Raw genomic sequence first — 21,087 nt, forward strand, 5'->3', positions numbered from 1 at the left:
TGCCTGTACCTTGCAGTACGGTACTCAAAGACCAGCCAAAGGTGCTTTCGAATGGCGCCGCCAAAGTGCCCTTCGGAAAACACTTCTTTCGCAAGCGGCCCCACGGACGGCAGATTTTTTTGCGATATATTTCAGGGAGGCCGGCATGACGAAGCCGCTGGACAGAATTGACCGCAAAATATTGCGGGCCCTGCTGGAGAATGGCAGGCTGAGCAATACGGAACTATCGGAAAAGGTGGGGCTGTCGCCCAGCCCTTGCTGGCAGCGCGTCAAGCGGCTGGAAGACGAAGGGGTCATTCGCGGCTATACCGCCATTCTCGATCAGGCCCATCTGGGACTGACCGAGACGGTGATCATCGAGGTCATGCTGGAACGTCACGACGATGAGGTTCTGGAACGTTTCGGTAAGGCCATGGCCGCTCTTCCCGAAGTGCTGGAAGCTTATCTGACGACCGGCGAATATGATTATCTCATCAAGGTGGCGGTGGCGGGAACCGCGGGCTACGAGCAGTTTCTGCGCCGCAAGCTTTACAAGATCGAGGGTGTACGCCATTCCCGCTCTTGTTTCGCACTTAAATGCCTCAAGCACACATTGTCAGTTGTGCCCGATGCCGAGCCTCCGTCTGGCTGAATGGGCCTGACCGCGGACAGGAATGGTACGGTGGAGAGATCTTCGCACTTTGCCAGCCCTTGAAACCATTCCGACGGCCGGCTTTTTCGTTACGGGCGCAGAAGCAGCGTCACCGACCAGATGACAAAGGCGGCAACCGCGATCTTCCAGCAATCGCCTCTTTTTTTCAGGCCCGGCAGACCGAGCGGCCGGATGATCTGGACCACCATGGCCAGCAGTAAAAAAAGGCCGATCGCCTTCGTCATTTATTGAGCCTTTTCTTTATTTCTGCATCGTCACAGGCTGGACATTTTTACCGTTCACCAGAAGAGTGCAACTCATTCGGGTAACGCCCGTCCTATGACCTGTCCGACCGTCCGTCCGAACGCATGAGAGTGTTTTCATGAGCAGAAATCTTCTACCCGTATTCGCTCTTTTATCCAGCACTCTGTTTCTTTTTCTCGGCAACGGCCTTCAGGGCCTCGTCCTGCCGGTGCGTGGTTCGGCGGAAGGTTACTCCAATGAAATTCTTGGCTTTCTGGGCACTTCCTGGGCGGCGGGATTCGTCGTCGGTTGCTTTGTCGCGCCTGCCATCGTGCGCCGCGCTGGCCATGTACGGGCATTCGGGTCCTTCGTGGCGCTGGTGTGCCTGACGGTGCTGATGACCGGCCTCATCATCGACGACACCTCATGGATCGCGCTGCGCGCGCTTACCGGTTTCTGCACGGCCGGAACCTCGATGATTATCGAAAGCTGGCTGAATGAGCGCGCCACCAATGAAAGTCGTGGCATGATCTTCTCGCTTTATATCGCCATCACGCTGCTCGGCGTCGTGGCGGGGCAGATGATCGTGCCGATGGGGGATATCAGCAATACCTCGCTGTTCATGATCTGCGGCATCATCTATTGCATCGCGATTTTGCCAGCGACGCTTTCGAAGGCGGCGAGCCCACAGCCGTTGCAGAAGGTGAAGCTGGATCTGCCGGCCCTTTACCGCAACTCACCGGTTTCCTTCATCGGCATTCTGATGATCGGCATTGCCAATGGCGCTTACGGTACGCTCGGCGCCGTCTTCGGTGCGCGGGCAGGGCTGGACCCGACCATGATCGCCATCATGGTGTCCGTCACGATTTTCGTCGGTGCGCTGGCGCAATTTCCCGCAGGCCGGCTTTCAGACCGGATAGACCGCCGCTACGTGCTGGCCGGGTTGGCCGGGCTTGGCGCGGTCGCGGGCCTGGCTGTCGCGGTGGTCCAGCCGCATGATGTCTATGTGCTGATTTCGATGATCGCCATTTATGGCGCCGCCGCCAACGCGCTCTATCCCATCGCCGTGGCCCATGCCAACGACTTCGCCGCATCGGAAGACTTCGTCAAGGTTTCCGGTGGTCTGCTGCTGCTTTACGGCATCGGCACCATCATCGGCCCGACGCTCGGCGGCGCGATCATGACCCATTTCGGCCCCTATGCGCTGTTCCTGGTGACGGCTGTGGCGCATCTGCTCATCACCGCCTATGCCATCATCAGAAGCCGCCGGCGCGCTGCGCTTTCCACCGAGGAAAAAGACAATTTCTCGACGATGATGCCAACGACGCCCTCACCGCTCGTCACGCCGGAAAGTATTGCGCTTGACCCACGCGCGCCGCAATATCCAGGCGACGATGGCGACTATGTGGAAAAAGGAGCAGGCATATGAGCCTCTTTGACGATGACCGTCCGCAAAAACCGGCAGCGCATGAGATCGGAGGCGATCTCAGCCTTCTTTCCGTGGACGAGCTGAGCAGCCGTATCGATCTTCTGCAAGCCGAAATCACCCGACTCGAAGAGGAGAGGACACGGAAATCCGCCGGAAGGCAGGCGGCGGAAAATCTCTTCCGATCCTGATGCGCACTGCAGAATAGACACACGACTGCACTTCCGCTGCCGTAAGCTAAGGCTCAGCCAGTGCCCGAAAATGAATATTACGGGGCAGTCTTTCGTTTACCATTAACCAAAAATTAAGCTTTCTGAGAGATTACTATACATGTCCAGTTCTTCTGGACCTCAGGCATCTTCTCCATACGGCGAATTGGTCTGATTTTTCTCCCTGTTTTACCTTGAGAGCCGCTTTCGCGGCTCTTTTTTTGCCGCTGGCCGGTTTCCGTAAAACTGTGGGTATTAACCCTTCTTTAATAATTGCCTTGCGCATTTCAGGTAAAGATACCATCCTGAAAACACTAAAGGCCGGAACAAAATATCCGGGTCGTCGTTGCCTGACAGTGTGGTGCGTGAGCAGGGATTTAAAGAAAATGTCGGAACAGGTTTTAAATACCATAAGCTTTGCGGGTCGCGCGGCTGCTTCCAACCAGTTCAAGACCCTTTATACCGAAGGCATGACCTTGGTTGAGGAAACGGCAAGTTATCTCGACGGTGCCGGCCGCGCCGCCTCCAAGGTGCTGCCGCGCATGGCCTCGGTGCTTTATGCGGCGGAATCGATGCGCCTCACCACCCGCCTGATGCAGATGGCCTCCTGGCTGCTTCTGCAGCGCGCCGTCAACAACGGCGAAATGACGCGCGATCAGGTTCTGAACGAAAAGAACAAGGTGCGACTCGACAGCTTCAACGTCGACCGCAACGCGCCCGGCTGGAACGACCTGCCGGAGTCCTTCCGCGATCTCATCGAGCGCTCGCTGCGTCTCCAGAACCGCATCGCCCTGCTCGACCGCGAAATCTATCGCCCGTCCGAAGCCGCCAAGGTGCCGGACAATGAAAACAGCGTGCAGGCGCAGCTCAACCTTCTGCGCACGGCTTTCTCGATCAACTGAGAAAAGACGACCTTATCCGGACAATTTGAAAAGCAGGCTCACCGGCCTGCTTTTTTCTTTTGCGTGCTACGCGGGCGCGAGCGCCATCGCCGAAAAATGGCAACAAAAAAGCCCGGTAAAACCGGGCTTTTTTTTAAACGATCCGTCCGCAAGAGGATCAGAGGCCGAGGCCGCCGAAACGCTTGTTGAACTTGGAAACGCGACCACCGCGGTCCATAAGCTGCTGGTTGCCGCCCGTCCATGCCGGATGGGACTTGGGGTCGATTTCAAGGTTCATGACGGCGCCTTCCGAACCCCAGGTGGAGCGGGTTTCGTATTCGGTGCCATCGGTCATGACCACCTTGATCGTGTGATAATCGGGATGGATATCAGCCTTCATGACAATCTTCCTGGTTAAGTGACGTGCGGTCCATTTGCCGCAATTGCGTCAACTGAGCCATTTCAATAAATGAAGCCATAGACCAGATGGGCTATGGCTTCCCAATTCGATGCGGAGCCTATACATGAAGGTCGCCCAGATAACAAGAGCCTGCTATCCCCTTGTGAAAGGAGATGGCCAAAGGGGCGGGAATTTTGCCCCACACCGGAAATTCACCCGCAAAAGGCCCAAAACGGCAGGGACGAGGAGCATAGAGGACGTGGCAGACATTGACGAGCAGAAAGCGGCGAAACAAAGAAGCCTGAAGCCGCTTCTTGGCCTGTTTCCCTATCTCCGGCGCTATCGCGGCCTGATGGCGGCCGCCCTTTTCGCTCTCGTGCTTTCTTCGGCCACGACACTTGCCCTGCCGCTTGCCGTTCGCCGCATTATCGATCACGGTTTCCAGACGCCGGATGGCGGCATGATCAACAGCTATTTCGCCATGCTTCTGGCGATTGCCGTTGTCCTCGCGCTCGCCAGCGCCATGCGTTATTATTATGTCATGACCATCGGTGAAAGGGTCGTTGCCGATCTGCGCCGCGATGTCTTTGCCCATCTCACCACCCTGTCGCAGCAGTTTTTCGATAGCAATCGATCCGGCGAGCTGACCTCGCGGCTGACCGCCGATACCGTGCAGATTCGCTCGGCTTTTGGCTCGTCCGCCTCGGTGGCACTGCGCAACATCATCATGTGCTGCGGCGCGGTGGCGATGATGATCTATACCAGCCCCGGCCTTTCCGGCCTTGCGCTGCTTGCCATTCCCTTCATCGTTTTTCCGCTGATCGCCTTCGGGCGCTCGGTTCGCGCCCGCTCCCGCACCACGCAGGACACATTGGCCAATTCCGCCGCCTATGCTTCCGAGACGATTGCGGCGAGCCGCACCGTGCAGTCTTTTAATGCCGAGGTGCTGGCAAATGCCCGTTATGGCGCCTCCGTGGAAGCCGCCTATCAGGGCGCACGCGCCGCCATCGGCGCCCGCTCCATCCTCACCGCCGTCGCCATCGCGCTGGTCTTCGGCAGCGTCGTCGGCATTCTCTGGTATGGCGCGCAAAGCGTGCTGTCGGGCACTATGACGGCCGGTACGCTCGGCCAGTTCGTGCTCTATTCGGTCATCGCGGCAAGCGGTCTCGGTCAGCTCTCGGAAGTCTGGGGTGAACTGGCGCAGGCGGGCGGTGCGGCCGAACGGCTTTCCGAACTGCTGAACGAGCACTCGCCCGTCGCGGAACCCACAGTGCCCGTCGCCATGCCGCAGCCGCCGCGCGGCGAGGCGGAATTCGAGAATGTCGATTTCGTCTATCCGCTCGCGACAGGACGGCCGATCGTTTCCGGCCTCTCCTTCAAGGTCAGCGCCGGCGAAACCGTCGCCATCGTTGGGCCTTCCGGTGCCGGCAAGAGCACGGTCTTTTCGCTGCTGATGCGCTTTTACGATCCGCAGCAGGGCCGCATCACCGTCGATGGCACGGATATTCGCGACGTCGCCCTTGCCGATCTGCGCGCGCGCCTGTCCATCGTTCCGCAGGATGTGGCGATATTCGCCTCCTCCATCCACGACAATATCGCCTTTGGCCGACCTGACGCGACACGCGAGGAGGTGCGCATCGCCGCCATCGCCGCACAGGCCGATAGCTTCATCGAACGTCTCACCGACGGATATGATACGCAGGTGGGTGAACGCGGCGTGACGCTTTCCGGCGGCCAGCGCCAGCGCATCGCCATTGCCCGCGCCATCCTGCGCGATGCGCCAATCCTGCTGCTGGACGAAGCCACCTCGGCGCTGGATGCGGAAAGCGAAACGCTGGTGCAGAAGGCGCTCGATGAGCTGATGAAAACCCGCACCACCATCGTCATCGCCCATCGCCTTGCCACCGTGCTGAAAGCCGACCGTATTCTGGTGATGGATGAGGGCCGCATCATCGAAGAAGGCACTCATCAGAGCCTCATTCGCCAGAATGGCCTTTATGCGCGGCTTGCCCGGCTGCAATTCCAGACCGGGCCGGACGAATTGCGCGCCCAGGCCTAGATCACGCCAGCACTTTGCGCCCCGCAACGCGGCCGGAAAACAGGCATCCGCCAAGGAACGTGCCCTCCAGCGCATTATAGCCATGCATGCCGCCGCCACCGAAACCCGCCACTTCGCCGGCGGCATAAAGGCCCGGAACCGGCGCACCGGCGGCATCTAGCACCCGTGCTTCAAGATCGGTGTGAAGGCCACCAAGCGTCTTGCGCGTCAGCACATGCAGCCGCACGGCAATCAACGGTCCCATTGCGGGATCAAGCAGCCGGTGCGGTTTTGCCGTCCGCATCAGCCGGTCACCGAGATAACGGCGCGCGCCGTGGATGGCCGTTACCTGCGCATCCTTGCTGAAACCGTTTTCGATTTCGCGGTCGCGCGCTTCTATCTGATGGCGGATATGGTCTATATTCAGCCGGTCGTCGTCGCTGATGGCATTCATCGCCGTCACGAGTTCTTCCAGCGTATCCCGAACGGCGAAATCTTCGCCGCGCTCCATGAAGGCACGCACCGGTCCCGGCGGTTCCTTGCCCAACCTTTTGAGCAGCAGCCTTATATCCTTGCCGGTCAGATCCGGATTCTGTTCCGAGCCTGAAAGCGCAAATTCCTTCTTGATGATCGCCTTGGTCAGAATGAACCAGCTATGGCCGCTGCCGCGTTCGCCCAGCATTTTAAGCGTGCCGAGCGTATCGAAACCCGGCATGGCGGGGGCGGCGAGGCGGTTTCCGTCCGCATCGCACCAGAAGGACGAGGGGCCGGGCAGGATGCGGATACCGTGACCCGGCCAGATCGGATCGTGGTTCTTCACACCCTCGGTATAATGCCACATGCGGTCACGGTTGATGACGGCTCCGCCGGCGGTTTCCGTAATGGCGATCATGCGGCCATCCACATGCGCGGGAACACCGCAGACCATGCTGGCAGGAGGCTCGCCCAACCGTTCCACCGGCCAGTTGCGCCGCACCAGTTCCTGATTGCCGCCGATACCGCCGGAGCTGACGATAACCGCCGCAGCGGCGAAGTTAAAATCGCCCTGCTCTTCCCGGCTGCTCTCCTGCCCACGTTGCACCGGGTCGGACGCTAGAACCGCACCTGAAACACCGGTCACCCGACCATCGGCAATCTCCAGATGATCGACCCGGTGGCGAAAGCGAAAGGTCAGCCGGCCTGTTGCCCCCATGGCCTTCGCCTTTTCGATGAAGGGTGCAAGTACGCCCGGACCCGTGCCCCAGGTTACATGGAAACGCGGAACGGAATTGCCATGGCCGTGGGCAAGGCTGCCACCGCGCTCGGCCCAGCCGACAACGGGAAACCAGCGCATGCCCATGCGGTGCAGCCATTCGCGTTTCTTACCGGCAGCAAAATCGAGATAGGCCTCCGCCCAGCGGCGCGGCCAATAATCCTCCGGACGGTCGAAACCGGCCGAACCGAGCCAGTCCTGTCTTGCAAGATCGAGACTGTCTCGCACCCGCATCCGGCGCTGTTCGGGACTATCGACGAAAAACAGTCCGCCCAGCGACCAGAAGGCCTGCCCGCCAAGGTTCTGCTCGCCTTCCTGATCCACGACGCAGACGCTGAAACCCCGCTCAGCCGCCTCGGTTGCCGCCACCAGCCCGGCAAGCCCCGCACCGACAACGATCACATCATAGCCTTCCATCAGCCCCTCCCAGATATGACGGAATTACTTTTACGCGAACGTAAATTTACTTTCATCAGAAGGCAACCGCGATGACGCGGTCCGCGATTTCAGCGCTCGGTAAGCTTGAGTTCGATACGGCGGTTTTGCTGCCGTGCTTCCGGCGTATCGCCTTCGGCAATCGGCTGATATTCGCCGAAACCGGCGGCGACCAGCCGATTTGCCGGCACGCCCTTGGAGATCAGGAATTTCACCACCGAGGTGGCGCGGGCCGAGGAGAGTTCCCAATTGTCCCGGTAACGCCCGGAACCGGAAAGCTGGACATTATCCGTATGGCCATCCACGCGCAGCACCCAGTTGATCTCCGCCGGGATTTCCTTGGCGAGATCGAGCAGCGCGACAGCCAGCTTCTCCATCTCCGCCTGCCCTTCCGGGTTGAGTTCATTGCCGCCGGAGGGGAAGAGCACTTCGGACTGGAAGACGAACCGGTCACCGACGATGCGGATGTTTTCGCGGTCCGACAGGATTTCGCGCAGCCGCCCGAAGAAATCCGAGCGATAGCGGTTCAGTTCCTGCACCCGCTGCGCCAGCGCGACATTGAGGCGGCGGCCGAGATCGGCGATCTTGACCTGAGAAGAGGCGTCCTTGGCTTCCGAGGCCTGAAGCGCGGCTTCCACCGAGGCGATCTGCGCTCTCAGCGCCGCAATCTGCTGGTTGAGCAATTCAATCTGCGCGGAGGCACGGGAATTGGCCTGTTTCTGGTCGTCCAGTTCGCCGGTCAGGCTACCGATCCGGGCATTGGCGCTTGCGTTGTTGCCAGATCCCGCATCGAGAAGCGACTGCAGGCGCGAGCGCTCGTTTTCGGATGCGGCCAGGGTGGATTGCAGGCTCGCGAGTGCGTCCTCAATATCCTGCTTGTTGCCTTTTTCCATGGCCAGAAGTTCGGTCAATTCGGCAATCTGGCTGTTGAGGCGTGTTAGCACCTCGTCCTTGCCGGTGATTTCCCGCGACAGAACGAATTGCGCCAGCACGAAGACCGTGAGCAGAAACATGATGGCCATGAGCAGCGTCGACAGCGCATCGACGAAACCCGGCCAATAATCCACACCCCTGTCGCGGCGGCGGTTGCGCGCAAGCGCCATGGCTACTCGCTCCCGTTATCGTGCCGGGTGCGTCCGGAAGATTTCGTGTCGCTGTCGATCCGCGCCGACAGCCGGTCGAGCGTGCGGCGGAGCGATTTCGATTCTTCCTGTTGCGCTTCGATCCAGTCACGCAACATCTGCTGTTCGCTGCGCATGTTCTTGACCAGGCCCTGAATGCCTTCGGCAAGGCTGGTCATGGCCGCAAGCGAGCGCTCGGTGCTGACCACGGCGCCGGGTTCGCCCTTGAACTCCCGCGGCCCTTCCGTCGTATCCGTCACCGAGGAAAGCCAGTTTTCGAGCTGGGTATAAAAACGGTTCTGGGCGCGGCCGGCCTGAAGATCGAGGAAACCGAGAATCAGCGACCCCGAAAGACCGAGCAGCGACGAGGAAAAGGCCGTTCCCATGCCCGCCAGCGGCGCAGTCAGGCCGGCCTTGAGGGAGCCGAGAATATCGTTGCTGTCGCCGGCGCTCGGATCGAGCGACTGGATAACGTTACTGATGGCGCCAATTGTGCCGATCAGGCCCCAGAAGGTGCCGAGCAGGCCGAGAAACACCAGCAGGCCGACAAGATAACGCGATGTGTCACGCGTCTCGTCTAGGCGCGTCGCGATGGAATCGAGGATCGTCCTTTGCGTAACGGCAGAGAGCCGGACTTCGCCACGCTTGCCGATCAGCGTGCTCATCGGCGCAAGGAGCTTGGGCGCACGGCCGACCTTTTCGACGCTGCCGGCAGCACGAAAGGCATTGAACCAGCGAACTTCGGAACGCAGGCTCATCGTCTGCGTGAACACCAGAATGATGCCGATGGCCAGCACGCCGAGAATGAAGCCGTTGAGCCCCGGATTGGTCATGAAGGCGGTGTGGGCCTGCCGGTAAAGAATGGCCGCCAGAAAGCCCACGAGGATCAGAAACAGAACCATCGTCCAGAGAAACGGTGTCGGGCTGGACAGCTTGTGGCTGTATTGCCGTGTGGTCACCGGTTTCTCGACGCCAAGATCGAGCAGCTCCGAATCCGCCATAACGTTCGCATTCCCTCTGGTCAGGTATCCAGCGGAAGCTATTTGAAAATTGCGACGATTTGAAGCGAAAAGCCGGTCTTTCGTCACAGGCGTTTCACGAAAACAGCCTGGAACCGGATGACGGAAAACAAAAACACCCGGCGAATATTCGCCGGGCGTCTAAAACTTGCAGAAAACGGCAGGTTTTCCGCCGAAAACCAATCAGCGGCCCGGAATGGGACGGTTGGCGACCTCTACGAGCGCCTTGTGGATATATTCGTTACCGGCAGCGACGGAGCTGCTGCCGAAGATATCCGTACCGCCCTTGATGTCGGAGGCGAAACCACCGGCTTCACGAATCAGCACCAGACCTGCCGCCATGTCCCAGGGCGAAAGATCGGCTTCCCAGAAACCATCCAGACGACCAGCGGCGACATAAGCGAGATCGAGCGAAGCCGCACCCATGCGGCGGATGCCGGCTGCCTCACCCATGACGTGGCGAAGTTCAACGAGGAACTTGCCGTGATTGCCGCGGCCGAGATGCGGCACGCCGCAGCCGATGACGCAATCCGTTAGCGCCTTGCGCGCAGCGACGCGGATGCGGCGATCGTTGAGGAACGCACCGCCGCCGCGCTCGGCAGTGTAGAGTTCGTCGGTGGCCGGATTGAAGATCACGCCGGCGACGACTTCACCGTTACGCTCGAGCGCGATGGAAACCGCGAAATGCGGAATGCCGTGCAGGAAGTTGGTGGTGCCATCCAGCGGATCGACGATCCAGCGATGTGCGCCGTCCGTGCCTTTTTCCTCGCCGCCTTCTTCACCCAGGAAGTCATAGGTCGGGCGGGCCTTCATCAGCTCGTCGCGCACGATCTTCTCGGCTTTCAGGTCCGCCTGCGAGACGAAATCGCTCGGTCCCTTGACCGAGACCTGAAGGTTCTGCACTTCACCGAAGTCACGCGACAAAGACTTACCCGCCTTGATGGCGGCCTGAACCATGACATTGAGAAGGGCTGAACGGGCCATCGATGTTGTTTCCTGGAAAGCTTGCGAACCGCCCGGAAGCTCACCAGGCAGGCACGTCATTATTTTCTTGAATTGAAAGTTTGCGGTTCAAGACCACAAAACGCGCGGAAATTCAAGGCAAAAAGCCCATGGGTCAATGCCAGCGCAGGAAGGCTCCCCTTCCATCACGTCGGGCGGAAACGATTTGCGGCCTCAATCGCCTTCTTCTGCTGCTCGTCGGTGATGCCGAGATAAAAGTCCTCGAGAGACGGATCCTTCAGCCCGGCGCGGCGAGAAAGCACATACCATTTGGCCGCTTCGACCGGATCGGGCCGGGTGCCGAGCGCCTGAATGTAAAGATGCGCCACCTTGTTCTGCGCCACGACATTGCCGCGCTGTGCCGCACCGTAGAGCCAGCGGAAGCCCTCATCCAGATTGCGCTCACCGCCGAAACCATTGACCAGCCAGATGCCGAGATCGACCTGCGCGGTATCGTATCCCGCCTTCGCGGCCCGTGTCAGCCAGTCCCGCGCCTTTGCCTTCTTCTCGGCCGGCACATCCTTGAGCGACCAGTAAATCTGCGACACCGCATATTGCGCATCGGCAATGCCCTGTTCAGCGGATTTCTCATAGAACGGCAAAGCCATCAAAAGACCCTTGGCGCCGGGATTTTCCGAAACCAGTATCTGACCCCAGTTGAACTGGGCAGAGGCGTTGCCGGCTTCCGCCGCACGGCGCATGAAATCGTCGGCTTTCGCCTTGTCGCGGGTGACGAATTTGCCTTCCATCAGGATCAGCGCGAATTTGAACATGGCGACGGGATCGCCACCCTGAGCCGCCTGCTGGTACCAGAAAGCAGCCGTCTTCTCGTCACGGGCGATGCCCAGACCACGCGACATCATTTCCGCCACCAGCGTCTGGGCGGCTGCGTCACCGTTCTGCGCGCGGTTCAGCGCCTTGTCGAGCGCCTGCACATATTCGCCGCGCTGGAAATGCCCGTAAGCTTCGTCGACCCTGCCCTTGAATTCCTTTTCAGGCGGCAGCGCCGGCAATTCCGCGCCCATGCGCTGATAGACATTCACGCCTGCAGAGGGCTGCAAGTCCTTTTGCTCTTCCGATTGCACCCTGCCCTGACGGGTCGGCTGAGCCTCATTTTCCAGCTGGCGGGAAAGCGCATTGCTTTCGCTCTGCGGCCCGGACTGGGCAAAAGCGACACCCGTCGGCGCGCCGAAAGCGAGCGCCAGCAGCGAAACGGAAAGGCAGAGGTGAACCGAGCGCATGATCATCGCCTGTATCAACCGTCAAACCGTGGCGCTTTTTCGTCAAGCAGGGCGTTGATTTCAGAAACGGCCTGGGCAGCGCCACTGGCGTTATCGAAAACACCGCTGCGCATCGCCACGAACTCCACACCGGTTTCGGCCACGGCAACCACCGAGGAAATATCCGTACCACCCATGACGATGGCGGGGATTTCGATCATCGAGGCCCACCACTCGCCGAGCGCCAGGTTTTTGGGGTGGGCCTCCGGCTTGATGTCGCCTTCGAGCTTTCCGAAAAACACATAATCCGGATTGGCCTCGCCCTGCTCCAGCGCCTTGTGACGGTCATCCGCATTACCGCCGCCGACGATGAGCTTCGGCGTGAATTTTTCCACGGCCTCGGCAAGCGCCTCGCCATTGCCAACCACATGCAGGCCATCCGCCTTCACGCGACCGGCAACGCGGCTGTCACCGGCGATGAGCGCTGCCGCACCTGCCTTCTGGACAACCGGCACGATCAGCTCGGCGCGTTTCTGGAAAGCGGCGTCATCCAGACCATATTGCGGAATGATGACGGAAGCGACATCGCCGCCCCGCAATGCGTCTTCCACCTCTGTCGCCTGCTTTTGCGCGTCGTCCGATTGCGGAACGATCAGGACAAGGCGGCAACGATCTTCAACTAGGGTCATCGGTTCGTCCATTTCAGACAGAAGACGCTTACCGCGCAATCTGCACTCGTTTTCATATGACAAATCCGATAAACCGGACCGGCGAAAGGATCAACCGTCCATCCATGCTCACCGATTTTCATTTTTATCTCGTCGCCATCCCCGCAGTCGTGCTCGTCGGCCTTTCCAAGGGCGGGCTGGGCGGCGCTCTCGCCCTGATGGGCGTGCCGCTGATGGCGCTTGCGGTATCGCCCGTGCAGGCGGCGGCCATCTTCCTGCCGATCCTGATCGTCATGGATATCGTGGCGCTTTTTGCCTGGCGGCACTACAACCACCGGGAAACGCTCCTCATCATGCTGCCGGGCGCAATCGCCGGTATCGCGCTCGGCTGGGCGACTTCAAGCCTCATTTCCGCGGACGCCATGCGCCTTGTCGTCGCCTCTGTCACGATCCTGTTCGTGCTGCGTTATTTCTATGAGAGCTTCAAAAGCCGCAAGGGCCAGGAAATCCCGGCCAAGCCGCAAAGACCGGCGGCTGCGACCCTCTGGTCCAGCCTGTCGGGTTATGCGAGTTTCGTGGCGCATGCGGGCGGTCCGCCCTTCCAGATCTATGTTCTGCCGCTGAAGCTCGATCCAAAGACCTATACCGGCATGAGCGTGCGCTTCTTCGCCATCATGAATGCGATCAAGCTCATTCCCTATTTCGCGCTCGGCGCGCTGGACGCCACCAACCTCAAGACATCGGCAAGCCTGCTGCCGGTGGCGATGCTGGCGACGCTTGCCGGCGCCAGGGTGGTGAAATATCTGAAACCCGCCGTGTTTTACCCACTCATGTATGCCATGGCGCTGATTGCAGCGCTTAAACTGCTGTGGGACGGACTGCCATTCTAAATCCGACAATAAAAAAGCTCTGGCAGCAGGTTTTCGCCGCCAGAGCTCGAAAGGCTCAGACCGTCGACCCTTCATTCATCGAGGGCCGACGGGCTGGCATAAATCAATGTCTTGTCGAGGCCTTGAGCCTCTGCAGTTCATCCTTCAGGCGCAGTTTTCGACGTTTAAGGTCCGCGATCTCTCTATCGTCAGACGACGGGGAAGCAAGAATACTTTCGAGCTCCTCCTCCAGAGCACCGTGTTTCTTTTCGAGCGATGCAATATGAGCCTGAATGGTCATGCGGCACGTCCTTCCTTTTTGAACCTACCTCCAGCTCTCCATCGCTGGAGTTTCAGGTTTGCGACGACAATGTGACACGGATCGACCGGCTTGTCGAAGGCGAAATGAAGGCAATAAGTGGGCAATTTGGTCGCAAGGGATAACTTCCCGTTACCGCGATTTGATGATAGAGCCTCCAGAACGGATGACATACGCGCCGGACACTCTCCGGCTGGCATAAAATGGGGATGACGAGATGCCCGATCAGGACCAGGCGGACATCAGGCTCACGCTGGCGCGGCTGCGCCAGGAGCATGAGGATTATGACGCGGCGATCAACGCGATGATCCAGACCAGCTGCGATGCGCTGAGAATACAGCGCATGAAAAAGAAGAAGCTGGCCGTCAAGGACAAGATGACCCAGCTCGAAGACCAGGTCATTCCCGATATCATCGCCTGAGCCCGGAGACATTACGTGACAGCAGAAACGCCCCCCGTCGCCATCATCATGGGCAGCCAGTCCGACTGGGAGACCATGAAGAACGCCGCCGATACGCTGGATGCGCTCGACATCGAATACGAAGCCCGCATCATTTCCGCCCACCGCACCCCGGACCGGCTTTATGACTTCGCCAATGGCGCGAAGGACGAAGGCTTCAAGGTCATCATCGCCGGTGCGGGCGGCGCCGCTCATCTGCCGGGCATGACGGCCTCGATGACGCCGCTTCCGGTCTTCGGCGTTCCGGTTCAGTCCAAGACAATGTCCGGTCAGGACAGCCTCTATTCCATCGTGCAGATGCCCGCCGGCATTCCGGTCGGCACGCTCGCCATCGGCAAGGCCGGCGCGATCAATGCGGCCCTTCTCGCCGCCGCGGTGCTGGCGCTGAGCGACGAGGACCTCGCCGACCGGCTGGATGCCTGGCGTGCGCGCCAGTCGGCGGCTGTCGCGGAATATCCCATGGACAGCGCCCAGTGACGACAAAAGTGATGGCAAAGACGACCGACCTGACCATCGGCATCATCGGTGGCGGGCAGCTCGGGCGTATGCTGGCGATGGCCGCAGCCCGTCTCAACCACCGTACCATCGTACTGGAACCGCAGGCCGATTGTCCGGCTGCACAGGCCTGCAACGAGCAGATCGTGGCGGAATATGACGATGAAAACGCGCTTGCGGAACTCGCAAGCCGTTGCGATGTCGTGACCTACGAATTCGAGAACGTGCCTGTCGCGGCCGCCGAAAAGCTCGGCCTCTCCGTGCCCGTCTATCCGCCTCCGAAAGCGCTCAGCGCCTCGCAGGACCGGTTGACGGAAAAACGCTTCCTCAACGGCTGCGGCATCCCGACCGCCGATTTCCGCGCCGTGGACAGCCAGGAAGAGCTGGAGGCCGCATTGGCCGCCTTCGGCGGCAAGGGCGTGCTGAAGACCCGCCGCATGGGTTATGACGGCAAGGGCCAGCGTCTTTTCCGCGGTGGGGAAGACCTTACAGGCGCCTTTGCGGCGCTCGGCGGCGTGCCGCTGATTCTCGAGAGCTTCATCTCCTTCGAGCGGGAAATTTCGATCATTGCCGCCCGTTTCCTGGATGGGACCGTCACCTGTTACGATCCGGCCGAGAACGTTCATCTGAACGGCATTCTGCACACATCAACCATTCCGGCAGCGCTCTCCAATGCCGCGAAAGCGGTCGCCGTGGAGTCAGCAGAGAAGCTTCTGGCCGCGCTCGATTACGTCGGCGTCATCGGCATCGAGTTTTTCGTCCTGCCGGATGGTTCGCTGGTCGCCAATGAAATGGCACCACGCGTTCACAATACCGGCCACTGGACGGAGGCGGCCTGCGTAATCTCGCAATTCGAACAGCATATCCGGGCCGTATCGGGCCTTACGCCCGGCAGCACGGATCGCCATTCGGATTGCGTCATGACCAACCTCATCGGCGACGACATCGACGATGTACCGGCATGGCTGTCGAAAAAAGACTGTCTCGTGCATCTCTACGGCAAGACGGAAGCACGGCCGGGCCGCAAGATGGGTCATGTGACCGAGCTTTTGCGCACAGGAAAAGCCTAGTCTTTTAAGGCAAAGACACGGGCAAGTGTTGACAGGCAGGGCTCAAACGGGTATCTGCCTGCCAACCGAAAAGAGCGCGCCCCGTTGCGCGCTTTTGATTGTTTGAATAAGCACGGCAGAAACCGTGCAAAACTGCGGACCAGTAAAATGAAGATCAAGAATTCGCTTAAAGCGCTTAAGGCCCGTCATCGCGATAACCGCCTGGTTCGCCGCAAGGGCCGCGTCTACATCATCAACAAGCAGAACCCGCGCTTCAAGGCTCGTCAGGGCTGATTGACTGCGACTGCGGTTCGCGATCAGGCTCGCGGATCACTTTGTTGACAGAGCAGAAGTTTGCATTTGATATTGGGCGCAGTCGGGTTAAGCTTTAGCCCATGCGCCCAAATCGTTTTTGCACGGCTATCATCCTCGTCCAGGGCTTCCTGTTTTCAAGCCTCCCGCTTCCGGGAACGGCTACCATTGCCCATGCGGCGGACGGGCAATCGCCTGCTGTTGCGGACTCCGCGCCTTCACCCGCCAAGACGATCGACACGCTTTTCGCATCGCTGAAAAAAGAACGGAATGCGGTCAAGGCGCGCAGCATCGCCAATCAGATCGCCTCCGAATGGAATGATTCCGGCAGCGCGACGGTCAATCTGCTGATGCAATGGGCGGGCGAAGCCGCCGACGAAAAGCGCAACGCCGCCGCTTACGATTTTCTCGACCAGGTCATTCTGCTCGATCCGGACTATGTGCAAGCGCCCTATCGCCGCGCCATGGTGCATTTTGCCGATGGCGACACCCGCAAGGCAATGGCGGATATCAACCTGACGCTGGAAAGGGAGCCGCGCTATTTCCCGGCGCTGGCAAGCCTCGCCAACATCCTCGAAGCCTCGGGCCGAGAGGAGCTGGCGTTGAAGGCCTGGGAGCGCTATCTGGCGCTTTACCCCGCCGACAAGGACGCCCGCAAGGAGGCCGTCGACCTTTCGGAAAAGCTGGCCGGCACGCGCGGCTGATATCGATACCACTGATTTTATTTATTGGATTTAGCAGGGCTATATTTTGGCAGAGCAGAATGAATTTAAAGCAGCCGAAAGTCTTTTAAACTCCATCGGAGACAATCCGAGTTTCGATATAAGCGAGTTCATAGATCGAATTTCCGTGACTGAGGATTGGGGGAAACTCATCGTCGCCCATATCTATCTGGATCACATCGTCACTGAAGTTTTGAACACGCATCTCGATCATCCCGCCTCATATTTCAACGGCCACAGATCGTTCGCTGAGAAACTCAGCCTATGTCAGGCGCTGGGATATTTTCGTGATGAATTCGGCAATGTTCTAAGGGCCGTCAATAACTTACGGAACAGGTTTGCGCACAAACTGGTATTCCACGTTTCGGACGAAGAGAAGCGCAATTTGTTTCGTACTCTCACAACGGAACGCGCCACATCCGAAGTGACCCGGTCAGGCGGTTTCGAGGAGTTTTTGTTTACAGTCGTTATGTTTGCAGAGATTTCGCGATCCGCGGAAGAGCGCCAAGCCGAATTGTCAAAAGAGCACAAATTCGTAAGTGAAAAGATCCTGGAGCTTCTTATCGCCAACAAGGACGTGTTGGACAATAAGATTTAGCTGCAGGGCGCACCCGGAAGTCGCCCCACAGCCAGCTGTTGATTACTCCATGCCAAGCGCAGCCATATACGTCTGAAGAATGGTTTCTTCCTCGATACGCTCGTTGGCGTCCTTCTTGCGCAAGCGGATAATGGTGCGGATCGCTTTGGTATCGTAACCACGGCCTTTGGCCTCACCGATTACGTCCTTGATATCGCCCTGAATGGCAGCCTTTTCTTCTTCCAGACGTTCAATCCGTTCAATAATCTGGCGCAGTTCTGCGGCGGCGACGGTTTCGGTGGTGCTGGTATCGTCCATCATGTCATCCTTTATTGACGGCCCGCATGCGAGCCTTGTTCATTATTTCCGGGCGAAGCCTTCGCCGGTCGCTGCCGGCGGGCAGCAGAATTCCGGCCTGTGAACTGCCCACTGAAAGGCGTCGCGTCAAGTCGTTTCCGTCGATCGGGGTTATTCCCTGGGCCTGTTCTGCTCAAAGGCGGCTTTCTGGGCATCACTCGCCTCCGCCTGATATTTTTCCTTCCAGTCCTCATAGGGCATGCCGTAGACGATTTCCCGGGACTCTTCCTTGCTGAGCGGAACACCGGCCTCCTCGGCCGCTTCCCGGTACCAGTTGGACAGGCAGTTGCGGCAAAAGCCGGCGAGATTCATCAGGTCGATGTTCTGCACGTCGTGACGTTCGCGAAGGTGCTGCACGAGACGGCGAAATGCCGCCGCCTCGAATTCGACCTGCCGATTGTCGTTCTCATTCGTCATGGCAAAACTCCAGGCTCAATAGGGGCCGGTGCGGGAGGCGAACAGCTGATATTCATGCAGGACGGGATCGTCGTTCATTGCGGCGAAAATGGGAGCGAGCCGGTCCGACCATTCGGCGATCCCCTCTTCGTTCGCAATCAGATCCTGCCGAACCTCGAGAAGCGCATGCGGTATGCCCTTCATCATGCAATGGCGATACATGGTATCGCCCTTGAGCGCCCCGTCATAGGGTTCGTTGTCACCGACGAGGATGTCGCCCGTGGCCCGCAGATGCGCCAGGAGCGGATCGACCGCGCGATGATCCGTATCCCACAGAACCGCCGCATGCCATGGCCGCGGCGTTTCCTTCCAGAACGGCGTGTAGGAATGCAGCGACAGAACCAGCGGCGCTTCTTCCGAGGCCTCGGCCACGCCGGTCAGCACACGGTCCACGGCATTGTGATAGGGCCGGTGAAAAATCTCGATCCGCCTTTGCCATTCCTCGTCCGAAATCGGATGGTTGCCGGGGATGATCGCTCCGTCCGAAATCTTCATGATGAGAGTGGGATCATCCTCGCCGCGATTCGGATCGATGAGCAGCCGGGAAAACCGCCCAAGCACCGCCGGCACGCCAAGGCGCGCGGCAAGTGAGCGTGTCAGCCCCTCTATACCGATATCAAATGCGATATGGCGATGAAAAGCGGTTTGCGGAAGGCCAAGTTTGCCGTAGTGTGCCGGCAGGAGGTTCATGGCATGGTCCGCCAGAAGAACCATGCCTTTGTCATAATCGCCTTCTATGATTTCATAGGGTATGAAGTCGTTCATCGATGATTTTCTGGGGCAGGATTGAGGAGAGAAGCTTGATGGCATGGCTTGAGGCCGGGCGCAAGTTGCGGCGAAAGAACAGCCATCTACCTTATCGCACTCACGATCCCACGAACAATATAATCGATTAAAATCGCGTTGACTTTCTTGGGCGGCCACGCCAAGAAGTGTGTTCATTATAACCATGGAATCCGGATGGAAGCCGTGACTCAGTCATCTCTCGCTCTTCCTCGCCACTTTCGGCATATCGCCCGTCTTTTTTCCGCAGCGGCATTGTTTCTGACCCCGTTCATGATCGCGGCGCCCGCGCATGCGGATTTTCGCGTGTGCAACAGCACGCAGAACCTCGTGGGGGTCGCAATCGGCTACCGGGCACAGGAGGGCTGGGTCAGCGAAGGCTGGTGGCAGGTCCCCTCCTCGACCTGCGCGACGCTGATCGAGGGTGAGCTGCAGTCACGTTATTATTATCTCTATGCCGAAGATGCCGCCCATGGCGGCCGCTGGACCGGTGACGTCAACATGTGCGTGGCGGAAAACGAGTTCAAGATCAACGGCGTGGACGATTGTTTTGCCCGCAGCTTCCAGAGAATGGGTTTCAAGGAATATGACACGGGCAGACAGGGCAGCTGGATGGTCCAGCTCTCCGATACGCCAGGCACACAGGGAAATCAAAACTGATGAAGCGTAACCGCAAAGTCAAAATTCTTGCAACTCTCGGCCCGGCCTCTTCCGAAGAGGCGATGATCGAGAAGCTGCATCTTGCTGGCGCAGATCTTTTCCGGATCAACATGAGCCATGCGAGCCACGACGTGATGCGGACGCTCATTCAGCGTATCCGTTCTGTCGAGAGCCGTACCGGCCGCCCCATCGGCATTCTGGCCGACCTGCAGGGTCCCAAGCTGCGCGTCGGAAAATTCGCCGAAGGCAAGGTCGAACTCGTTCCGGGCCAGGCCTTCACGCTGGACAATAACGACACGCCCGGTGACAACACCCGCGTTTTCCTTCCCCATCCGGAAATTCTCGAGGCGGTCAAGCCCGGCCATCGCCTGCTGATCGACGACGGCAAGCTGCATCTGCGCGCTGAAAAGAGCGACGGCAAAAGCATCGTCACCACCGTCATTTCCGGCACCCGCATTTCCGACCGCAAGGGCATCAGCCTGCCCGATACGCTGCTCGGCGTCGGCGTTCTGACCGACAAGGACCGCGTTGATCTCGATGCCGTTCTCGCCACAGGCGAAGTCGACTGGGTGGCGCTTTCCTTCGTCCAGCGTCCGGAAGACCTGGCCGAAGTGCGCAAGATCGCACGCGGCCGCGTCGGCCTGATGTCCAAGATCGAAAAGCCGCAGGCTGTCGAGCGCATCGAGGAAATCATCGAACTTTCCGACGCGCTGATGGTCGCCCGTGGCGATCTCGGCGTCGAAATGCCGCTGGAAGCCGTTCCGGGCATCCAGAAGCAGCTGACCCGCGCCTGCCGCCGCGCCGGCAAGCCGGTCGTGGTCGCCACGCAGATGCTGGAATCGATGATCACCGCGCCTGTGCCGACCCGCGCCGAAGTCTCCGACGTCGCCACCGCCGTCTTCGAAGGCGCGGACGCCATCATGCTCTCTGCTGAATCCGCCTCCGGCGACTATCCGGTCGAAGCGGTTTCCACCATGGCCTCCATTGCCAGCACGGTGGAGCAGGACCCCTATTATTCCAATATCATCTATGCGCAGCGCGCCCAGCCGGAACCGACCGGCGCCGACGCCATTTCACTTGCCGCCCGCCAGATTGCCGAAACGCTGAAGCTTGCGGCAATCGTCACCTATACCTCCTCGGGCACGACCGGCCTGCGCGCCGCGCGCGAACGGCCGCAGGTGCCGATCATTGCGCTGTCGCCGATCATCCAGACCGCACGCCGCCTGTCGGTCGTCTGGGGCCTCCATTGCGTCGTCACCGGCGATGCCAGCGACCTTGACGACATGGTGAACCGCGCTTGTCGCATCGTTGTTTCCGAAGGTTTCGGCAAGCCGGGCGATCGCATCATCATCTCCGCAGGCGTGCCGCTCGGCACCCCCGGCGCAACCAACATGGTGCGCATTGCCTATATCGGCTCGGACGGCCAGAGCGGCGTCTAAAGCTTCAATATCCCGCATAAAAAAACCCGCCGGTAACGGCGGGG

The 21,087-nt window shown here is 59.5% G+C and carries 26 protein-coding genes; 14 read left to right on the top strand and 12 right to left on the bottom strand.

Annotated features, from left to right (window positions below; genetic code table 11):
• Positions 1 to 145: 145 nt before the first annotated feature.
• On the top strand, positions 146 to 631 hold the full coding sequence (locus tag L901_RS09280; RefSeq protein WP_059755818.1) for an Lrp/AsnC family transcriptional regulator: 486 nt from the start codon (positions 146 to 148) through the stop codon (positions 629 to 631).
• A gap of 89 nt (positions 632 to 720) precedes the next feature.
• Here L901_RS09280 and L901_RS27375 read toward each other — a convergent pair whose 3' ends face one another.
• Positions 721 to 876: a hypothetical protein gene (locus L901_RS27375; RefSeq protein ID WP_003520354.1), complete on the bottom strand. Its 156-nt coding sequence runs from the start codon at positions 874 to 876 to the stop codon at positions 721 to 723.
• A gap of 137 nt (positions 877 to 1,013) precedes the next feature.
• Here L901_RS27375 and L901_RS09285 point away from each other — a divergent pair, with 137 nt between their 5' ends.
• The 3 genes from L901_RS09285 (at position 1,014) to L901_RS09295 (ending at position 3,411) form a co-directional block, all read left to right on the top strand.
• Entirely contained in the window at positions 1,014 to 2,303 is a 1,290-nt protein-coding gene (locus L901_RS09285) for an MFS transporter (RefSeq protein WP_035262904.1), read from the top strand.
• Positions 2,300 to 2,491, top strand: a complete 192-nt coding sequence (locus L901_RS09290; RefSeq protein ID WP_003506186.1) for a DUF1192 domain-containing protein — start codon at positions 2,300 to 2,302, stop codon at positions 2,489 to 2,491. The genes L901_RS09285 and L901_RS09290 overlap by 4 nt, the downstream gene beginning before the upstream one ends.
• A 404-nt stretch (positions 2,492 to 2,895) precedes the next feature.
• Positions 2,896 to 3,411 (top strand): DUF1465 family protein, encoded by a 516-nt coding sequence (locus L901_RS09295; RefSeq protein ID WP_035262902.1) that lies wholly within the window; start codon positions 2,896 to 2,898, stop codon positions 3,409 to 3,411.
• Positions 3,412 to 3,568: 157 nt separating this feature from the next.
• On the opposite strand, the gene rpmE is transcribed toward L901_RS09295, so the two are convergent.
• Positions 3,569 to 3,790, bottom strand: coding sequence for a 50S ribosomal protein L31 (gene rpmE, locus L901_RS09300; protein WP_003497640.1), 222 nt, complete (start codon positions 3,788 to 3,790; stop codon positions 3,569 to 3,571).
• Between the two features lie 259 nt (positions 3,791 to 4,049).
• Here rpmE and L901_RS09305 point away from each other — a divergent pair, with 259 nt between their 5' ends.
• Positions 4,050 to 5,849 (top strand): ABC transporter transmembrane domain-containing protein, encoded by a 1,800-nt coding sequence (locus tag L901_RS09305; protein WP_059755819.1) that lies wholly within the window; start codon positions 4,050 to 4,052, stop codon positions 5,847 to 5,849.
• Between the two features lies 1 nt (position 5,850).
• Here L901_RS09305 and L901_RS09310 read toward each other — a convergent pair whose 3' ends face one another.
• From L901_RS09310 to L901_RS09335, 6 genes are all read right to left on the bottom strand, one after another.
• The gene (locus L901_RS09310; RefSeq protein WP_059755822.1) at positions 5,851 to 7,497 is read right to left on the bottom strand and encodes an FAD-binding dehydrogenase; all 1,647 of its coding nucleotides are present in this window, start codon (positions 7,495 to 7,497) and stop codon (positions 5,851 to 5,853) included.
• A gap of 89 nt (positions 7,498 to 7,586) precedes the next feature.
• Positions 7,587 to 8,618 carry a peptidoglycan -binding protein gene (locus L901_RS09315; protein ID WP_035262896.1) on the bottom strand — a complete coding sequence of 344 codons (1,032 nt, stop codon included), beginning with the start codon at positions 8,616 to 8,618 and terminating at the stop codon, positions 7,587 to 7,589.
• A 2-nt stretch (positions 8,619 to 8,620) separates the two neighbouring features.
• A complete protein-coding gene (locus L901_RS09320) occupies positions 8,621 to 9,637 on the bottom strand; it encodes a hypothetical protein (RefSeq protein WP_003520359.1) in 1,017 nt (338 codons plus the stop codon).
• Positions 9,638 to 9,838: 201 nt separating this feature from the next.
• Positions 9,839 to 10,639 (bottom strand): inositol monophosphatase family protein, encoded by an 801-nt coding sequence (locus L901_RS09325; RefSeq protein ID WP_035262908.1) that lies wholly within the window; start codon positions 10,637 to 10,639, stop codon positions 9,839 to 9,841.
• Between the two features lie 164 nt (positions 10,640 to 10,803).
• Positions 10,804 to 11,904, bottom strand: coding sequence for a tetratricopeptide repeat protein (locus L901_RS09330; RefSeq protein ID WP_059755824.1), 1,101 nt, complete (start codon positions 11,902 to 11,904; stop codon positions 10,804 to 10,806).
• Between the two features lie 8 nt (positions 11,905 to 11,912).
• Positions 11,913 to 12,566 carry a thiamine phosphate synthase gene (locus L901_RS09335; protein ID WP_059755871.1) on the bottom strand — a complete coding sequence of 218 codons (654 nt, stop codon included), beginning with the start codon at positions 12,564 to 12,566 and terminating at the stop codon, positions 11,913 to 11,915.
• 104 nt (positions 12,567 to 12,670) lie between these two features.
• Here L901_RS09335 and L901_RS09340 point away from each other — a divergent pair, with 104 nt between their 5' ends.
• Complete coding sequence (locus L901_RS09340; RefSeq protein ID WP_003520365.1) at positions 12,671 to 13,435, top strand: sulfite exporter TauE/SafE family protein; 765 nt, start codon at positions 12,671 to 12,673, stop codon at positions 13,433 to 13,435.
• Positions 13,436 to 13,538: 103 nt separating this feature from the next.
• On the opposite strand, the gene L901_RS26190 is transcribed toward L901_RS09340, so the two are convergent.
• A complete protein-coding gene (locus L901_RS26190) occupies positions 13,539 to 13,715 on the bottom strand; it encodes a YdcH family protein (protein WP_003506164.1) in 177 nt (58 codons plus the stop codon).
• A 235-nt stretch (positions 13,716 to 13,950) separates the two neighbouring features.
• Between L901_RS26190 and L901_RS09345 the strand changes: the two genes are divergently transcribed.
• The 6 genes from L901_RS09345 (at position 13,951) to L901_RS09370 (ending at position 17,369) form a co-directional block, all read left to right on the top strand.
• On the top strand, positions 13,951 to 14,154 hold the full coding sequence (locus L901_RS09345) for a YdcH family protein (protein ID WP_003497661.1): 204 nt from the start codon (positions 13,951 to 13,953) through the stop codon (positions 14,152 to 14,154).
• Between the two features lie 48 nt (positions 14,155 to 14,202).
• On the top strand, positions 14,203 to 14,670 hold the full coding sequence (gene purE, locus L901_RS09350) for a 5-(carboxyamino)imidazole ribonucleotide mutase (RefSeq protein WP_035212960.1): 468 nt from the start codon (positions 14,203 to 14,205) through the stop codon (positions 14,668 to 14,670).
• Between the two features lie 11 nt (positions 14,671 to 14,681).
• Positions 14,682 to 15,758 (top strand): 5-(carboxyamino)imidazole ribonucleotide synthase, encoded by a 1,077-nt coding sequence (locus L901_RS09355; RefSeq protein WP_059755827.1) that lies wholly within the window; start codon positions 14,682 to 14,684, stop codon positions 15,756 to 15,758.
• A 147-nt stretch (positions 15,759 to 15,905) separates the two neighbouring features.
• A complete protein-coding gene (gene ykgO / locus L901_RS09360) occupies positions 15,906 to 16,031 on the top strand; it encodes a type B 50S ribosomal protein L36 (protein WP_003497670.1) in 126 nt (41 codons plus the stop codon).
• Between the two features lie 101 nt (positions 16,032 to 16,132).
• Complete coding sequence (locus L901_RS09365) at positions 16,133 to 16,753, top strand: hypothetical protein (protein WP_059755830.1); 621 nt, start codon at positions 16,133 to 16,135, stop codon at positions 16,751 to 16,753.
• A 46-nt stretch (positions 16,754 to 16,799) separates the two neighbouring features.
• Positions 16,800 to 17,369, top strand: a complete 570-nt coding sequence (locus L901_RS09370) for a hypothetical protein (protein WP_059755832.1) — start codon at positions 16,800 to 16,802, stop codon at positions 17,367 to 17,369.
• A 42-nt stretch (positions 17,370 to 17,411) separates the two neighbouring features.
• Here the strand turns inward: L901_RS09370 and L901_RS09375 are convergent, their stop codons facing one another.
• From L901_RS09375 to L901_RS09385, 3 genes are all read right to left on the bottom strand, one after another.
• Positions 17,412 to 17,669: a DUF2312 domain-containing protein gene (locus L901_RS09375; protein ID WP_026364047.1), complete on the bottom strand. Its 258-nt coding sequence runs from the start codon at positions 17,667 to 17,669 to the stop codon at positions 17,412 to 17,414.
• A gap of 147 nt (positions 17,670 to 17,816) precedes the next feature.
• Positions 17,817 to 18,122 carry a DUF1244 domain-containing protein gene (locus tag L901_RS09380; protein ID WP_059755835.1) on the bottom strand — a complete coding sequence of 102 codons (306 nt, stop codon included), beginning with the start codon at positions 18,120 to 18,122 and terminating at the stop codon, positions 17,817 to 17,819.
• Between the two features lie 15 nt (positions 18,123 to 18,137).
• Positions 18,138 to 18,926 (bottom strand): N-formylglutamate amidohydrolase, encoded by a 789-nt coding sequence (locus tag L901_RS09385; protein WP_020012241.1) that lies wholly within the window; start codon positions 18,924 to 18,926, stop codon positions 18,138 to 18,140.
• Positions 18,927 to 19,217: 291 nt separating this feature from the next.
• Between L901_RS09385 and L901_RS09390 the strand changes: the two genes are divergently transcribed.
• Both L901_RS09390 and pyk read left to right on the top strand, forming a co-directional pair.
• Entirely contained in the window at positions 19,218 to 19,604 is a 387-nt protein-coding gene (locus tag L901_RS09390) for a DUF1036 domain-containing protein (RefSeq protein ID WP_020012242.1), read from the top strand.
• Complete coding sequence (gene pyk / locus L901_RS09395) at positions 19,604 to 21,043, top strand: pyruvate kinase (protein WP_059755838.1); 1,440 nt, start codon at positions 19,604 to 19,606, stop codon at positions 21,041 to 21,043. Before L901_RS09390 ends, pyk begins: the two co-directional genes overlap by 1 nt.
• Positions 21,044 to 21,087: the final 44 nt, after the last annotated feature.

It is taken from the genome of Agrobacterium sp. D14, from assembly GCF_001526505.1.
GTDB classification, from domain to species: domain Bacteria; phylum Pseudomonadota; class Alphaproteobacteria; order Rhizobiales; family Rhizobiaceae; genus Agrobacterium; species Agrobacterium leguminum.

Bases quoted from the DNA above. Each gene is read 5' to 3' on its own strand.
- L901_RS09280 (WP_059755818.1), top strand. From the start codon at position 146: ATGACGAAGCCGCTGGACAGAATTGACCGCAAAATATTGCGGGCCCTG.
- L901_RS27375 (WP_003520354.1), bottom strand. From the start codon at position 876: ATGACGAAGGCGATCGGCCTTTTTTTACTGCTGGCCATGGTGGTCCAG.
- L901_RS09285 (WP_035262904.1), top strand. From the start codon at position 1,014: ATGAGCAGAAATCTTCTACCCGTATTCGCTCTTTTATCCAGCACTCTG.
- L901_RS09290 (WP_003506186.1), top strand. From the start codon at position 2,300: ATGAGCCTCTTTGACGATGACCGTCCGCAAAAACCGGCAGCGCATGAG.
- L901_RS09295 (WP_035262902.1), top strand. From the start codon at position 2,896: ATGTCGGAACAGGTTTTAAATACCATAAGCTTTGCGGGTCGCGCGGCT.
- rpmE (WP_003497640.1), bottom strand. From the start codon at position 3,790: ATGAAGGCTGATATCCATCCCGATTATCACACGATCAAGGTGGTCATG.
- L901_RS09310 (WP_059755822.1), bottom strand. From the start codon at position 7,497: ATGGAAGGCTATGATGTGATCGTTGTCGGTGCGGGGCTTGCCGGGCTG.
- L901_RS09315 (WP_035262896.1), bottom strand. From the start codon at position 8,618: ATGGCGCTTGCGCGCAACCGCCGCCGCGACAGGGGTGTGGATTATTGG.
- L901_RS09320 (WP_003520359.1), bottom strand. From the start codon at position 9,637: ATGGCGGATTCGGAGCTGCTCGATCTTGGCGTCGAGAAACCGGTGACC.
- L901_RS09325 (WP_035262908.1), bottom strand. From the start codon at position 10,639: ATGGCCCGTTCAGCCCTTCTCAATGTCATGGTTCAGGCCGCCATCAAG.
- L901_RS09330 (WP_059755824.1), bottom strand. From the start codon at position 11,904: ATGATCATGCGCTCGGTTCACCTCTGCCTTTCCGTTTCGCTGCTGGCG.
- L901_RS09335 (WP_059755871.1), bottom strand. From the start codon at position 12,566: ATGACCCTAGTTGAAGATCGTTGCCGCCTTGTCCTGATCGTTCCGCAA.
- L901_RS09340 (WP_003520365.1), top strand. From the start codon at position 12,671: ATGCTCACCGATTTTCATTTTTATCTCGTCGCCATCCCCGCAGTCGTG.
- L901_RS26190 (WP_003506164.1), bottom strand. From the start codon at position 13,715: ATGACCATTCAGGCTCATATTGCATCGCTCGAAAAGAAACACGGTGCT.
- L901_RS09345 (WP_003497661.1), top strand. From the start codon at position 13,951: ATGCCCGATCAGGACCAGGCGGACATCAGGCTCACGCTGGCGCGGCTG.
- purE (WP_035212960.1), top strand. From the start codon at position 14,203: ATGGGCAGCCAGTCCGACTGGGAGACCATGAAGAACGCCGCCGATACG.
- L901_RS09355 (WP_059755827.1), top strand. From the start codon at position 14,682: ATGGCAAAGACGACCGACCTGACCATCGGCATCATCGGTGGCGGGCAG.
- ykgO (WP_003497670.1), top strand. From the start codon at position 15,906: ATGAAGATCAAGAATTCGCTTAAAGCGCTTAAGGCCCGTCATCGCGAT.
- L901_RS09365 (WP_059755830.1), top strand. From the start codon at position 16,133: ATGCGCCCAAATCGTTTTTGCACGGCTATCATCCTCGTCCAGGGCTTC.
- L901_RS09375 (WP_026364047.1), bottom strand. From the start codon at position 17,669: ATGATGGACGATACCAGCACCACCGAAACCGTCGCCGCCGCAGAACTG.
- L901_RS09380 (WP_059755835.1), bottom strand. From the start codon at position 18,122: ATGACGAATGAGAACGACAATCGGCAGGTCGAATTCGAGGCGGCGGCA.
- L901_RS09385 (WP_020012241.1), bottom strand. From the start codon at position 18,926: ATGAACGACTTCATACCCTATGAAATCATAGAAGGCGATTATGACAAA.
- L901_RS09390 (WP_020012242.1), top strand. From the start codon at position 19,218: ATGATCGCGGCGCCCGCGCATGCGGATTTTCGCGTGTGCAACAGCACG.
- pyk (WP_059755838.1), top strand. From the start codon at position 19,604: ATGAAGCGTAACCGCAAAGTCAAAATTCTTGCAACTCTCGGCCCGGCC.